Genomic DNA, 12,140 nt, shown 5'->3' with positions numbered 1-12,140 from the left:
TGGGTCAGAGCCGTTTCTCGAAGTGGACGAGTTCGTACTCGCCCTGTGTTGACTGGTCTACCTCCTGGTATCCTTCGTCGCGGTAGAACGCGACCGCGGCGGGCTGGCTCTGTGATGTCGTCGCAAGCAGGACCTCGTATCCCTGCTCGACCACTTGCTGTTCGAGTTTGTGGAGGAGGCTCCGACCGTAGCCACGTCGTTGCCGGGACGGAGCCACCCGCATCCGGTGGAGTTCGGCCGCGCCGGAGACGGTTCGCTCGTCCGCGTGCCCGACTTCATTCGGGAGGAACCCGCCCATCGCGGTTAGGCCGCCGTCGAACGTCTGTGGGAGGTCATCGTCGGCATCGGGAACGACGCCGACGAGAAACGCGCCGCCGGTGTCGAAATACCGCGTCTCGATGTTTTGCAGGTCCGACGTTCCGGGGATGTCACTGGGGTCATTGCCGGTCGCTCGCATTGCCCACTCGTGGAGACACCAGACAGCGTCGGCGTCCCGGTCGTCGTAGGACCGAAGCTGAATGGAGTTGGTCATCGAATATGTTCTGGACAGCACATTATCGGAGAACGGGTTTAATTCTACCTTATCAGAGTATGGTTCTATTATAGCCCCCTGAATTTATCCGGAACGTTCAGTATTCAGTGTCTGGTATAGGGGGTATGAGAAAATACGGTGGCACGTACCGGGTGCAAACCCCGGATCGCGGACGCGATACGTCGATACCATTACGATCACGGAGGAGTGTGGGCCGACAATGACGGCCCCGGCAACGAACAACGTGGTGCTGGTCACGGTTGATTCGCTGCGAGCGGACGCACTGGGTGGCGCTGACAGCGTCTCCCCAGTCCTGGACTCGCTCGCTGAGTCGGGCGTTGTCTTCGAAAACGCCGTCGCACAGGGGAACTGGACGCCGTTCTCGTTCCCGTCCATCCACGGCTCGCGGCCGGTGTTCGCTGAGAGCGACGACATCGGTCTGGCGTCGACGCCGACGCTGGCCGAGCAGGTGTCCGATGCCGGTATCGAGACGGCAGGGTTCAACGCCGCAAACGGTTTTCTCACCGATCACTGGGGATACGACCGCGGGTTCGACGAGTTCGAGCCGTTCGTCGACAGCGGCGGCTACAGCAAGTACCTGGCGGCCCACCCGACCATCCAGGCGTGGGTCCAACTCGGCACTTCACCGTTCCGTCGTGCTGCGACCGTCCTCAGCGGCGGGTCTGACGAACGGCCCTTCGCCGACGTGTCCCGGATGGGCGACCTCGAAGACCGCGCCACCGAGTTTCTGGCGACGACCGACGGACCGTTCTTCCTGTGGGTCCACTACATGGACACGCACACACCGTACGTGCCGGCCCCGCGGCACATCCGCGAGGTGTCGGACAACCACTTCGGTGTCCTCCGAATGCTCACCTCCCACCTCCGAACCGGGCTGGGCTGGGAAGTCGACGACCGGACGCTGGAGACGCTCCGGACGCTGTACGAGGCGACGGTTCGGCAGGTCGATGCCAGCGTCGGTCGGCTACTCGACACCCTCGAAACAGAGGGCCATCGCGATGATACGGCCGTCGTCGTCGCCGGCGACCACGGCGAGGAGTTCCTCGAACACGGCCATCTCGCTCACTACCCCAAGCTCTATCGGGAGCTCATCGACGTTCCCTACATCGTCTCGACACCGGACAGCGAGGGCCAGTCGGTCGAGACGACGGTCGGCCTCGACACGATCGCGCCGACGGTGTGCGATCTGCTGTCGCTCACGCCGGCGACGGAGTGGGACGGAGCGTCCGTCGCCCCGGCGATCCACGGCGCGGACATCGAGGACCGCGGCCCCATCGTCTCCGCAGCGGTCCGGGGCGAGAGCGTGACCAGCCAGCCGATCCCGCGGAGCCGCGCGGACGGGGAGCTCCTCCTCAGCGCACGCGACGAGCGCTACACGTACATCGAATTCACGGAATCGGGGCGTCAGGAACTGTACGACCGGACGAGCGATCCCGAAGAGCAGGTCGATCTGTGTTCGGACTCGGCGGACGCCGATCCGCCTGTGACCGTCCTCGACCGGCTCTCGGATGCAGTTGCCGAACACCTCGCAGAACTCGATAGCGACGGGACGGGGGCGGAAAACACCGAGGCATCTGACGAGATAACAGCACGGTTAAAGGCGCTCGGTTATCAGTAAGGCTGTATGGCGTCCGCTGTCGTCACACCGGCCCGACGACAGCAACTCGTCCGGTTCTTCCTCGTCGGTGTGTTTGCTGCGTCAATTCAGCAAGCGCTGCTATGGTTGTTCAACGATGTCGGTGGCCTGAATTACATTCTCGCGGCCGCTATCGCAATCGAGTGTACGATTCTGCTTCAGTACGTCCTCAACAACGCCTGGACGTTCCACCGGTCACAGCACTCGGATCTGCGAGAGTACGTAGTCGGGTTAGGGAAGACGAACCTCGTTCGTGGGACGGCGATCCCGCTCCAGTTGGGCCTCCTCTACGCGTTTGTCACTTGGGGCGGCGTCGTGCCGCTGGTCGGCAATGGCGGGGCTATCGTCATCACGGGTGTGTACCGGTACGCGCTTGACGCCCGCTGGACGTGGGGTTAGACGGTCGGGACGGGGACCTCGTCGAGCACGCTCTGGATAACGGTCCCCTTGTCGACTTGCTCGACGCGGGCGTCAGGCGTCAACACCAGTCTGTGTGCCAGCACTGGCTGTGCGACCCGTTTGATGTCGTCCGGTGCCACGTACTCCCGGCCCGCGATGGTCGCCATCGCCCGCGCTGCCTCGAACAGCCGCTGGGTCCCGCGCGGTGAGACCCCGACGTCCACGCGGTAATCGTCTCTGGTCGCCCGGGCGAGGGCAGCCATGTACTGCAGCAGGTCGTCGTCGACGGTAACCGTCTCCGGAACGCTCCGGAGTTCCGTGACCGACTCCGCGTCAAGTATCGGCTCCACGGTCGGACTCTGTGTCGTCCGGCCGGCACGCCGCCGGAGGAGTTCGACCTCGCCTTCGTCGTCAGGATAGCCGAGTGATGTCTTTGCCAGGAACCGGTCGACCTGCGCTTCGGGGAGTTCGAAAGTCCCCTCCATGTCGACTGGGTTCTGCGTGGCGATGACGAAGAACGGTTCGGGAAGGTCGTAGGTGTCCCCGTCGACGGTGACCTGTCCCTCTTCCATCGCTTCGAGCAGGGCGGACTGGGTCTTGGGCGGCGCGCGGTTGATCTCGTCGGCCAACAGAACGTTGGCGAACACCGGTCCTTCGGTGAATTCGAAACTCCGGGACTCCTCGTTGAAGATGTGCGTTCCCGTGATGTCGGCCGGCAGGAGGTCCGGCGTGAACTGGATGCGGGAGAACGACAGCCCCAGCGCGGTCGCGACGCTGCGGGCGGTCAGTGTCTTTCCCGTGCCGGGAACGTCCTCGAGCAGGACGTGGCCCTTCGCGACGACCCCCAGCAGCACTGTCTCGAAGAAACCGCGGTCGGCGATGACGGCACTCCCGATCTCGTCGAGGATCTGACTCGACACCTCGCTTGCCTCGGTAGCGTCCATAGCCTGTCATGTTACGGGTCCGGTAAAGGGGTGTCGAGTCTGAAATCGAAACCCCTAAAGAGCAAACGGCGGTACTGATGGGTGAGCCGAGGTAGCCTAGCCTGGCCAAGGCGGTTGCTTCGAGAGCAACTGTCCTCACGGACTCAGGAGTTCAAATCTCCTCCTCGGCGTTCTCTGCAGCCATTCCGACGAGCGCAGCGAGTCGGCAGTGCTGCAGGACCGTGATGCGTGGAGAGTTGGAGTAGACCAGTCGCAGCCCGGAACGGCGCACCGCGCCGCACGCCCGGACCGTCTGGGCGTGGTTCAAATCTCCTCCTCGGCGTTCTCTGTACCAGAGTCGGCGAGCGTAGCGAGTCGGTAGTGCTGCAGGAATCGGATCGTATCCGGCCGACCGCCGTCAGGTCAGCAGGAAAATCAACACGCTGATCGTCATTACGACGAGAATGAACGCCCCGGCCAGTGCGCCACCCATCGAGACCATCGCGTTGGCAGTCGAGGCCAGCGTCTCGGTCCGGTCGTTGCCGAACACCGTCACGGTCGCCTGTTCGCTCGCCATCCCGGCCTCGACGGGTTCGAGGTCGGCGACGGCTCTGTCGACGAGGTCCCCGATGAGCGCAACGATTTCCTTCTCGGGGATGACCTGTCCGACCTGATTCTCGGCCTCGACGGTGTTGACGATGTGGGTGTCGCTGGTCATCACCTCCATCATATCCACGCCGTCGGCGGCGTCGATGATGCGCTGACGGAGGCCCGGCTCCATGTTGTTGCCGTCGATGAGCACGTACGCCGTCCGCTGGCCGTTGACTTCGAAGACACAGACCCGGATTCCGAGCGGGCCGATGCCCTCCTCGGGCTCCCAGGGGGTCCTGTCCCAGGCGACTCCACAGCGGAGTTGGCCGGTTTCGGCATCTGTGAGCAAGTTTCCAAGCTGACCGGCCCCGTGGAGCATGTCGAATGACCGCTGACTGCCGGGAACGACGTGGCCGAGGTCGTCGCCCTCGAGCCCGTCGTTGCAGTTGTGTGCGTCGACCAGGAGTACGTCGTCGAGCCCGTCGGCCCGCGCTTCCGACATCGCTGAGAGACCCACGGCGTACTCCACGTCGTCGGCACAGCCCGGCGCGTACGTGTTCACGACGAGCGCATCGGTGCCGAAGGCCTGCCCCGTCAGCGTGGCCTCGCCCTCTGTGACACGGAGGCCCGCCGTCGCCTGGTCGTCGTATTCGAGGTTCTGGTACGCCGTCTCTGCGGTCGACAGGATCGTGTCGACCTCCCGCTCCGTGACGAGGTTGAAGTCGTGGCCGGCGGTCGCGTGTGGCGGGAAGGCCAGGCCGTCGGCCGATTCGGCGACGCGTCTGGGGAGGTTACCGCCGCCGATTTCACCCATCGGGCCGGGGTGAATCATCGGCAGGACGAACCGGGCTTTCTCCTCGCCGCCCGGCCGACGGACCGACAGCAAGGTGACCGGGACGACGGCTTCTTCGCCGATGTCCTCGAAAAACTCCTCCAGTTCGCGCGTGCCTTCGGCGATGTGCCCGATGAACCCCCGGAGGAAATCCAGCGCGGAAACGCCGAGCGAGGAGCGCCATGGTTGGTCGATGACGACCAGGAACAGCCAGACTGCTAGCGCGTAGATGACACAGATAACCGCGAGAATAACGAAGTCCTGCGGGATAAACCCCTGTACCTGCGGCGGGACCTCCTCCGGGCGGGAGAGGTACTCCCGAAGCATCGGGTCTTCGAGGATGAACGCGGTCGCCCCGCTGTATATCGCCAGCAACACGGCGGCAGTGACCGTCTGGACGCTCGCCGGAATCGCCGCCTTCAGCAGTGAGTGCCGCGAGACGGCCATCAGTATCAGCAGCCGGAAGGCGAATATCGACGCCAGCGCGACTAACAGCACGTCGAAGACGAAGTTCTGCCCGAGGCGGACGGTAAAGATGGCGATAACGCCGGCGACAGTCAGCATCGCGATAGTGATCAACTCACAGATGACCGCAAGCAGCGTGGCCCGGTTCGGGGTTAGCTGCCCGCCCAGCTGCCGGTCGACCCACGGCGTCACGGCACTGGCGATTGAGGTCGGCAGGCCGATGAGAAACACGCCCTGCCAGGCGTCGTCGAGGATGAACCGCGAATCGAACGCAACGATACCAGTCATCGCCGCGATGACCAGTGCAAAGGCCAGGCTCGTATACCAGGTCGGAGCCCTGAAAATAAACCGCGAAAGACTAGCGAGATTTCCCTGTGTCGCCGTCATTTATGTATCACATCCTACGCGTGAATATAAAACCAGTTACATCACGCTTCAGCGATTACTGGCGAGCGACAGACTGCTGGTCACAGACCGACAGGAAGTTCTCGAACACTTCCTCGCCCTCTTCGGTGTGAGCGACCTCTGGATGCCACTGGACGCCGTATATCGCTTCGTCTGTGTTGCTCATCGCCTCGACGCCACAGACATCGGAGGTCGCGGTCCGCTCGAATCCGGGCGGGACTTCCTTCACTTCGTCAGCGTGGCTGGCCCACACACGCGTTTCGGGATACAGCGAGCCGAGCAGCGGGTCGTCATCATCGAGGATGTCCACCGTCACGTCCGCGTAGCCGCCGTACTCGCCGCCGCCGACTCGGCCGCCGAGTTCGTCGGCGATGAGTTGCATTCCCAGACAGATGCCGAGCACTGGAACGTCGAGGTCGAGGTACTCGGGACAGTTCCCGATATCGTCCATGTCCGGGCCGCCCGAAAGGACGATGCCGTCGGCGTCGATCTCCTCCGGCGGGGTCGTGTTGTCCCTGAGTGAGACGTCGACGCCCATGTCCCGGAGCGCGCGCTGCTCCAGATGTGTGAACTGTCCGTGATTGTCGATAACGTCGATTCGGGTCATTACTGACGCGAAGGCTACGAAGGCGTATATATCTCCTGATGCGGTCGACGGTTCCCCCGCGTCCGGTTTCAGGGCCACTCTCGAAGGGTTTGGCGAACCCCGTCGAGAACTGTCGGGCCACGCAGTTCCAGCGTCACGGTGTTGCCGCCGTCCGAGGTCGTGAGGTGTACTGCCCCGCCGTAACTCTCGACGATCCACGTCGTCAGCCAGAGCCCGATCCCCTTTGAATGGCACAGTTGCGTTTCCACGCCGCTATTGAGGACATCTCGTTCGTGCTGTGGAATCGACGGACAGTTATCGCCGACGTGAACGAACACGGTTCGGCCGTGCTCTTCGACTGAGATATACAGCGTCGGGGTATTTTCGCAGTGAACGACCGCATTTTCGATGACGTTCCGAAGCACAGTGTCGAGCATCCAGTCGGCGTACACCTTCGACTGCTCCGGGAGGTCGAGTTCAACAGTTGTCTCCGGGTGCGATTGCGTGATTTTTTTCGCCTGTTCTCTGACACACGGCACGAGGTCGATCGGTTGCTGTGCGCGACGGTCCGCGTCGAACGCGAACTCTATCTGCCTCGCCTTCTCCGTAGTGGCGATGATATCGTCGATAGTACCGTTCAACTGCTCGACGTGCGCACGCGACTTGGAGTCGCCACGCTCTGCTGTCTCCCGCTGCAGTTCGCCGAGGTGCCCGAGTGCGACGTTGAGGTCGTTCCGGAGGTCGTGCCTGAGCACTCGAAACAACACCTCGTTGCTCTGGGTGAGTCTGCGCCGGGACCGCCGGAGCTCCAGCAGCCACCCGAACAGAACCCCGCCAAACCCGCCGACTGCGACCCCGCTTGCGAGTATCGACGGGATCATCGAGGACTGCGGTACTGGGGCGAGCAGCACGACGATTTTGATGAGCGTAAACAGCGCGATGCCCAGTCCGCACCACTCCGCGGCAGTCCATATCTGATCTCCGGACAGTCCGCTCACCGGGAGCCAGTAGTTCGCGGCTACCAGGGCTAGCGCCGGTGTCAACCCCACGCTGAGGATGACCACGTCTATCGGGGACGGCCGGACGATAGACATGCCGTGGGCAAGTAACGCGCCGGAAATCACGAAACCCGTTGCGACGACATATCCCGTCCCCAGCGACTGCTTCGTGAGCGCCGGAGAGGTCACTATACTAATCAGTTACTGTGTTCCTACTTATCCGTCTGCCACTGATTATCGGGTTTGATAATCGAGTGGGGCTACGAGTCGTCGTAGCGGTCGGCAGCCGATTCAAACCCCAGTTCGGATTGCTCCTTAGAGCGGCGCTGTTCCCGCTGTGCAATGGCTTCAGGGTCCGGGTTTGCGTCGTCGTCGAGCCGCGCCCACGACTGGTGGATCTTCGCGTGACACCACCGGCAGAGAAAGACCGTTATTTCGTGTGATAGCTCGTTGCCGCCTTCGCGGTACGAGAGGTGGTGTTCCTCTAGCAGCGGTCGGTCCGCAGAGTGGGCCATCCGTCGCTCTTCAAGTCCGCAACGAACACACTCCCGGTCGTGGTTCCGAGAGCGGAAATGCGGGCAGTCGACCCAATCCCATTCCGGCTCCGCGTCTGCGTCCGCGTCATCGGGTGCAATCGCTGCCGGACAGCGAAAGTCGTCGGCACTACGGGTGTTGGCGAACTCGGGGTCGTGGTGGCCGTGTTCGCGCGCCCAGCGACACTTCCCCTCGCCGGTGACGAAGTCACACCGCTGGACGTGGTCGTATGGGTCGTCGACGCCGACGGACGTCCCCCCGGGAGCCTTCTCCATGTGACATAGTGAGTGGCCGTGCCCCCTCAAACCCTCCGTTCCGACAGAAGACTTTTTGCCTGCCTACGACTTCCGCGGTGGTATGCGTCTCGTCCACGACCCCGACGGCGCGGCTCGCTCCCTCGCGACGGAGGTGGAGTACGCCGAGTCGATGCTCGAACAGGGCCGGGGGCTGATGTTCCGGTCGTCGATTCCCGACGACTACGCGCTGGTCTTCCCCTTCGACCGCGCGAGCCGACAGTTCATCCATATGCTGTTCGTCCGGTTCCCACTCGACGTGCTCTGGCTCGTCGACGAGGAGGTCCAGGCCGTCGAAACCCTACAGCCCTGGCGCTCGGTCGGCTACGCGAACGCGGATACTGTCATCGAACTGCCCGGTGGCGCGGCGTCGGACGTTTCCGAGGGCGATACGGTCCGTCTTGAATAACGAGTCTCAATAGCATGGGTCGTGGTAATCAGTTCCGTCACCTTTTAGACCGTGAAGAGTAGAGTAGACACCACTATGTCGGAATACCCGACGGAGGATAGAGGAAGTCGCCGCGAGGCGGCTGGCCGCGAAATTCGTGGCGCGTGATGGAGCATCTTCTGTGAGTCAGAACACATTGTTCGAGGGGCACCCAGCGATGCGTGCGCTCTCAGATGTCGGTGAGGTACAGTTTCTCGACACGACACTTCGCGACGGTGAGCAAGCCCCCGGCGTGTCGCTGACGCCGGACGACAAGGCCGATATCGCCCGCTCGCTCGACGCGGCCCGTATCGATGTCATCGAAGCCGGGAGCGCCTGTACCGGCCCCGGCGAGCGCGAGACGATCTCTCGCGTCGCGGGGCTCGACCTCGACGGTACCGTCACTAGCTTCTGTCGCGGTATCCGGAACGATATCGATCTCGCACTCGACTGTGGTGTCGATGGCATCAATCTCGTCGTTCCGGCCAGCGACAAGCACGTCGAGCAGAAGGTCGGCACGTCCAAGTCCGAGAACGTCGACAACACTGTCGAACTGGTGGAGTACGCCGCCGACCACGGGCTCTGGGTCGAGGTCATCGGCGAGGACGGCTCGCGAGCCGACCTGGACTACCTCGAAGAACTGCTCGGAGCCGCCGTCGAGGCCGGCGCGGACCGCATCTGCTGGGCCGACACCGTCGGTCACGCGACGCCGGACCGCGCACTCGAATGCGTCTCCCGGCTCTCCGACCTGGGCCCAGTCAGTACCCACACCCACGACGACCTGGGGCTCGCAGTGACGAACGCCCTGGTCTCCATCGCGGCAGGTGCAGACCTCGTCCACGGGACGATAAACGGCATCGGCGAGCGCGCCGGCAACGTCGCCCTCGAAGAGGTCGCTATCGCGCTTGACCACGGGTACGGCGTCGAGTCGATGGCCCTGACCGAGGTGTACGACCTCGCCCAGCTCATCGCCAACCGGACCGGCATCCCGCTGGCTCCCAACAAGGCGGTCGTCGGCGAGAACGCCTTCACCCACGAGTCCGGTATCCACACCGACGGCACGCTCAAGGACGACTCGATGTACGAGCCGTACCCGCCGGAGAAAGTGGGCCGCGAGCGCCGCCTCGCACTCGGCAAACACGCGGGCCGAGCCGGTGTCGAGGCCGCCCTCGACGAGCACGATGTCGAGGTCACCGATGACCAGCTCTCGGAAATCGTCAGCCGCGTCAAGGAGATCGGCGACCGCGGCAAGCGCGTCACCGACGCCGACCTGCTGACCATCGCCGACGAGGTGACCGGCGACGCGCGCGACCGCCGGGTCGAACTGCTCGGCCTGACCGCCGTTTCCGGTTCCGACACGCCGACGGCGAGCGTCCGACTCGCGGTCGACGGCGAGGAACGCAAGGAGGCAGCGGTCGGCTCCGGGCCGGTCGACGCCGCGATGAACGCCGCCGAGGTGGCGCTGTCCCACACCGCCGACGCGACGCTCGAAGACTACCACGTCGACGCCATCACCGGCGGAACGGACGCGCTCGTCACGGTCGAAATCGAGATGTCGCGCGGCGACGACCACGTCGTCGTCTCCGCCAGCGACTCTGACATCACACGGGCGTCCGTGCGCGCGATGGTCGACGCGATGGACCGCCTCGTCACCGACGACGAGGACCCGCTCGTCGCCGACGACTGACCGCACGGCAGCTACCTATCTCAGGCGCGCAGAATCAGGCCGGTCCTCTCCGCGGACCACGAAAAGTCGTGTTCTTACTTGTGTCCGCGGCTGGCTTCGTGGTACTGGAACACGGTTTCCATGCCCTCCACCAGCGCGTCGAGGTCGACGCTGTCCGTGTCGAACTCGCGGTCGCGCACGGACTGGTAGATGTCGGCCCACCGGTCCCGGAACCGGGCCTCGAACTGTTCGGCTTTGATTTTGTCGATGAGTTCGGCCTTTCCGTCAGGGTTTTCCAGTTCTTCGGGAGTGACGAACCCTTCTTGAAGGGCCAGCACGACGATTCCCGCGGTGTAGTCTCCCACCCTGACTTCTCGTTCCCAGGTCGTGAGCCAGTTGCCGATGCGGGCCATTTCTTGCAGGTCCCAGATCAGGTCCCGGACCGTGCCGTAATCGGCGAGTTCGAATTCCGGCGAATACATGAGGTCAACGGCCGCGTAGGGGAACATTACCATGTTATGTGCCCCGTATGTTTCGGCCCCGCTGAGGTTCGCAATCCGTGGGTTCTCGTTGACGACGGCGCTGTAATCCATCGCGTTCAGCGTCTGTCGCATATCGTAGGTGAACACGTCGTAGAACTCGTCGACCCGGGGCGCGTCAGCTAGTCCCCCCTCGAACTCTCGCCACACACGCTCGATAAAGGAGAAATATTCCTCGCTTACCGCCGCACGGCTCGGGTCAACGGACGACGGATCCTGCACGAGTCGTCGGGCCTCTTCGAAGGTGTCTCGGTCCCCGTCGTTCTCGACGATGTCATCCAGAATCGTGACGTACATCGTGAGTACCGTCTTCTGCGTCCGGACGTGGTCTGCGTGGTCCGGGTGGACGGAGGAGAGCGTGAACTCGGGGAACAGCGAGTAGATCCACTGCCAGAGGAACCGGTCACGCTCGCCACAGACCCGCTCGTACTCGTCTGCCAGTTCTGCAACCCGGTCGGGGAGACTGGTCGTCCGAACCTCTTCGAGAAGGTCCTGTGTATCGACCGAGGGTGACTCAACACTCATTGTGACTGTCCCCCAACGCTTGCACCCTGCATCTCGGCAGTGGAATAATGTTTGATTAACCGACTTTTGGGTGATTCTACTTCTTCAGATTGGCCGGTCACTGCCTCGACGCTCTTGCCCGACTGCGAGCCGGTTTCGATCAGTTGGTGTCCGAGGTCCATACATTCGAGAGGCGAAGTTGCGCTTATAGTGGTACTGACCTGTAGGGTGCTGGTAATGTGCTATTAACGGTATACTTACACAATTTTACTCCAAGTTACGTACCAGTTTTTCAATTGCTACTGCAAAGGAAATATCTGCTTACTGAACTTTCTCAATGATATTCAAATGAGTGAGGAAAATAAGGCGACAATAATGCACCTCTTGACGAGGGCCACGGGTAAGGGTACACAGCGCCAGCAGAACACCCGCACACGGAGTCGAGTTACGCTTCGAGTCCAGTTGCCGCCGAGACGTCGCGGGACGGTGTCACCAGCACCGAACGGTTCCCTTCGACTTCGATACGACAGCCAGCCATACTGAACACGACCAGCCCGTCAGGGCTCGGGGTGCCGTCCGTATCCGGACGGAACAGCCGGTCCAGCGCATCAGGGTCGATACAGTCACTGATTCGGTCATCGAGGTCGACGGGGTCGATACCCAGCGTGTCGGCCACAGCGTGGACGATGGTTTCGCTCAACGGTTCGTTGGGTGTCGGTCTGTAGACCAGTTTTGCCTGGGACATAGTTTGTCGCTGTTTGTCCCTTGATGAGTGATTGAAAAGGTGAT

12 protein-coding genes and 1 tRNA gene are annotated in these 12,140 nt (G+C 62.8%); 5 read left to right on the top strand and 8 right to left on the bottom strand.

Annotated elements, in window-relative coordinates:
- Window positions 1-4 precede the first annotated feature (4 nt).
- Window positions 5-532: a GNAT family N-acetyltransferase gene (locus tag HAH_RS10845; RefSeq protein WP_014040944.1), complete on the bottom strand. Its 528-nt coding sequence runs from the start codon at window positions 530-532 to the stop codon at window positions 5-7.
- A gap of 220 nt (window positions 533-752) precedes the next feature.
- Here HAH_RS10845 and HAH_RS10840 point away from each other — a divergent pair, with 220 nt between their 5' ends.
- Both HAH_RS10840 and HAH_RS10835 read left to right on the top strand, forming a co-directional pair.
- The gene (locus HAH_RS10840; RefSeq protein ID WP_014040943.1) at window positions 753-2,171 is read left to right on the top strand and encodes a sulfatase-like hydrolase/transferase; all 1,419 of its coding nucleotides are present in this window, start codon (window positions 753-755) and stop codon (window positions 2,169-2,171) included.
- 6 nt (window positions 2,172-2,177) lie between these two features.
- Complete coding sequence (locus HAH_RS10835; protein ID WP_014040942.1) at window positions 2,178-2,588, top strand: GtrA family protein; 411 nt, start codon at window positions 2,178-2,180, stop codon at window positions 2,586-2,588.
- Here the strand turns inward: HAH_RS10835 and HAH_RS10830 are convergent.
- A complete protein-coding gene (locus tag HAH_RS10830; protein WP_008312676.1) occupies window positions 2,585-3,532 on the bottom strand; it encodes an AAA family ATPase in 948 nt (315 codons plus the stop codon). The genes HAH_RS10835 and HAH_RS10830 overlap by 4 nt on opposite strands.
- 85 nt (window positions 3,533-3,617) lie before the next feature.
- On the opposite strand from HAH_RS10830, the gene HAH_RS10825 reads away from it, so the two are divergent.
- Window positions 3,618-3,702 (top strand) — tRNA-Ser (locus HAH_RS10825).
- Between the two features lie 227 nt (window positions 3,703-3,929).
- Here the strand turns inward: HAH_RS10825 and HAH_RS10820 are convergent.
- From HAH_RS10820 to HAH_RS10805, 4 genes are all read right to left on the bottom strand, one after another.
- Window positions 3,930-5,786: a DUF2070 family protein gene (locus HAH_RS10820; RefSeq protein WP_014040941.1), complete on the bottom strand. Its 1,857-nt coding sequence runs from the start codon at window positions 5,784-5,786 to the stop codon at window positions 3,930-3,932.
- A gap of 55 nt (window positions 5,787-5,841) precedes the next feature.
- On the bottom strand, window positions 5,842-6,411 hold the full coding sequence (locus HAH_RS10815) for a GMP synthase subunit A (protein WP_004957654.1): 570 nt from the start codon (window positions 6,409-6,411) through the stop codon (window positions 5,842-5,844).
- A gap of 68 nt (window positions 6,412-6,479) precedes the next feature.
- Window positions 6,480-7,577, bottom strand: a complete 1,098-nt coding sequence (locus HAH_RS10810; RefSeq protein WP_008312682.1) for an ATP-binding protein — start codon at window positions 7,575-7,577, stop codon at window positions 6,480-6,482.
- Window positions 7,578-7,648: 71 nt separating this feature from the next.
- The gene (locus HAH_RS10805; protein WP_008312684.1) at window positions 7,649-8,197 is read right to left on the bottom strand and encodes a DUF7097 family protein; all 549 of its coding nucleotides are present in this window, start codon (window positions 8,195-8,197) and stop codon (window positions 7,649-7,651) included.
- A gap of 82 nt (window positions 8,198-8,279) precedes the next feature.
- On the opposite strand from HAH_RS10805, the gene HAH_RS10800 reads away from it, so the two are divergent.
- Window positions 8,280-8,624, top strand: a complete 345-nt coding sequence (locus tag HAH_RS10800; protein ID WP_014040939.1) for a DUF192 domain-containing protein — start codon at window positions 8,280-8,282, stop codon at window positions 8,622-8,624.
- Between the two features lie 196 nt (window positions 8,625-8,820).
- Window positions 8,821-10,329: a (R)-citramalate synthase gene (locus HAH_RS10795; RefSeq protein ID WP_014040938.1), complete on the top strand. Its 1,509-nt coding sequence runs from the start codon at window positions 8,821-8,823 to the stop codon at window positions 10,327-10,329.
- 74 nt (window positions 10,330-10,403) lie between these two features.
- Here HAH_RS10795 and HAH_RS10790 read toward each other — a convergent pair whose 3' ends face one another.
- Together HAH_RS10790 and HAH_RS10785 are read right to left on the bottom strand one after the other, a co-directional pair.
- Complete coding sequence (locus HAH_RS10790; protein ID WP_014040937.1) at window positions 10,404-11,372, bottom strand: terpene synthase family protein; 969 nt, start codon at window positions 11,370-11,372, stop codon at window positions 10,404-10,406.
- A 424-nt stretch (window positions 11,373-11,796) separates the two neighbouring features.
- Window positions 11,797-12,096 carry a HalOD1 output domain-containing protein gene (locus HAH_RS10785; protein ID WP_014040936.1) on the bottom strand — a complete coding sequence of 100 codons (300 nt, stop codon included), beginning with the start codon at window positions 12,094-12,096 and terminating at the stop codon, window positions 11,797-11,799.
- Window positions 12,097-12,140 lie beyond the last annotated feature (44 nt).

The organism is Haloarcula hispanica ATCC 33960 (assembly GCF_000223905.1).
In the GTDB taxonomy this organism is placed as follows: domain Archaea; phylum Halobacteriota; class Halobacteria; order Halobacteriales; family Haloarculaceae; genus Haloarcula; species Haloarcula hispanica.
The sequence above is the reverse complement of the archived record's forward strand: the minus strand, read 5'-3'. Positions and strand labels throughout refer to the sequence as shown.

Coding starts and splice junctions, on each gene's coding strand:
- HAH_RS10840 (WP_014040943.1), top strand. CDS start 753: ATGACGGCCCCGGCAACGAACAACGTGGTGCTGGTCACGGTTGATTCG.
- HAH_RS10785 (WP_014040936.1), bottom strand. CDS start 12,096: ATGTCCCAGGCAAAACTGGTCTACAGACCGACACCCAACGAACCGTTG.
- HAH_RS10835 (WP_014040942.1), top strand. CDS start 2,178: ATGGCGTCCGCTGTCGTCACACCGGCCCGACGACAGCAACTCGTCCGG.
- HAH_RS10830 (WP_008312676.1), bottom strand. CDS start 3,532: ATGGACGCTACCGAGGCAAGCGAGGTGTCGAGTCAGATCCTCGACGAG.
- HAH_RS10795 (WP_014040938.1), top strand. CDS start 8,821: ATGCGTGCGCTCTCAGATGTCGGTGAGGTACAGTTTCTCGACACGACA.
- HAH_RS10790 (WP_014040937.1), bottom strand. CDS start 11,372: ATGAGTGTTGAGTCACCCTCGGTCGATACACAGGACCTTCTCGAAGAG.
- HAH_RS10800 (WP_014040939.1), top strand. CDS start 8,280: ATGCGTCTCGTCCACGACCCCGACGGCGCGGCTCGCTCCCTCGCGACG.
- HAH_RS10845 (WP_014040944.1), bottom strand. CDS start 532: ATGACCAACTCCATTCAGCTTCGGTCCTACGACGACCGGGACGCCGAC.
- HAH_RS10820 (WP_014040941.1), bottom strand. CDS start 5,786: ATGACGGCGACACAGGGAAATCTCGCTAGTCTTTCGCGGTTTATTTTC.
- HAH_RS10815 (WP_004957654.1), bottom strand. CDS start 6,411: ATGACCCGAATCGACGTTATCGACAATCACGGACAGTTCACACATCTG.
- HAH_RS10805 (WP_008312684.1), bottom strand. CDS start 8,197: ATGGAGAAGGCTCCCGGGGGGACGTCCGTCGGCGTCGACGACCCATAC.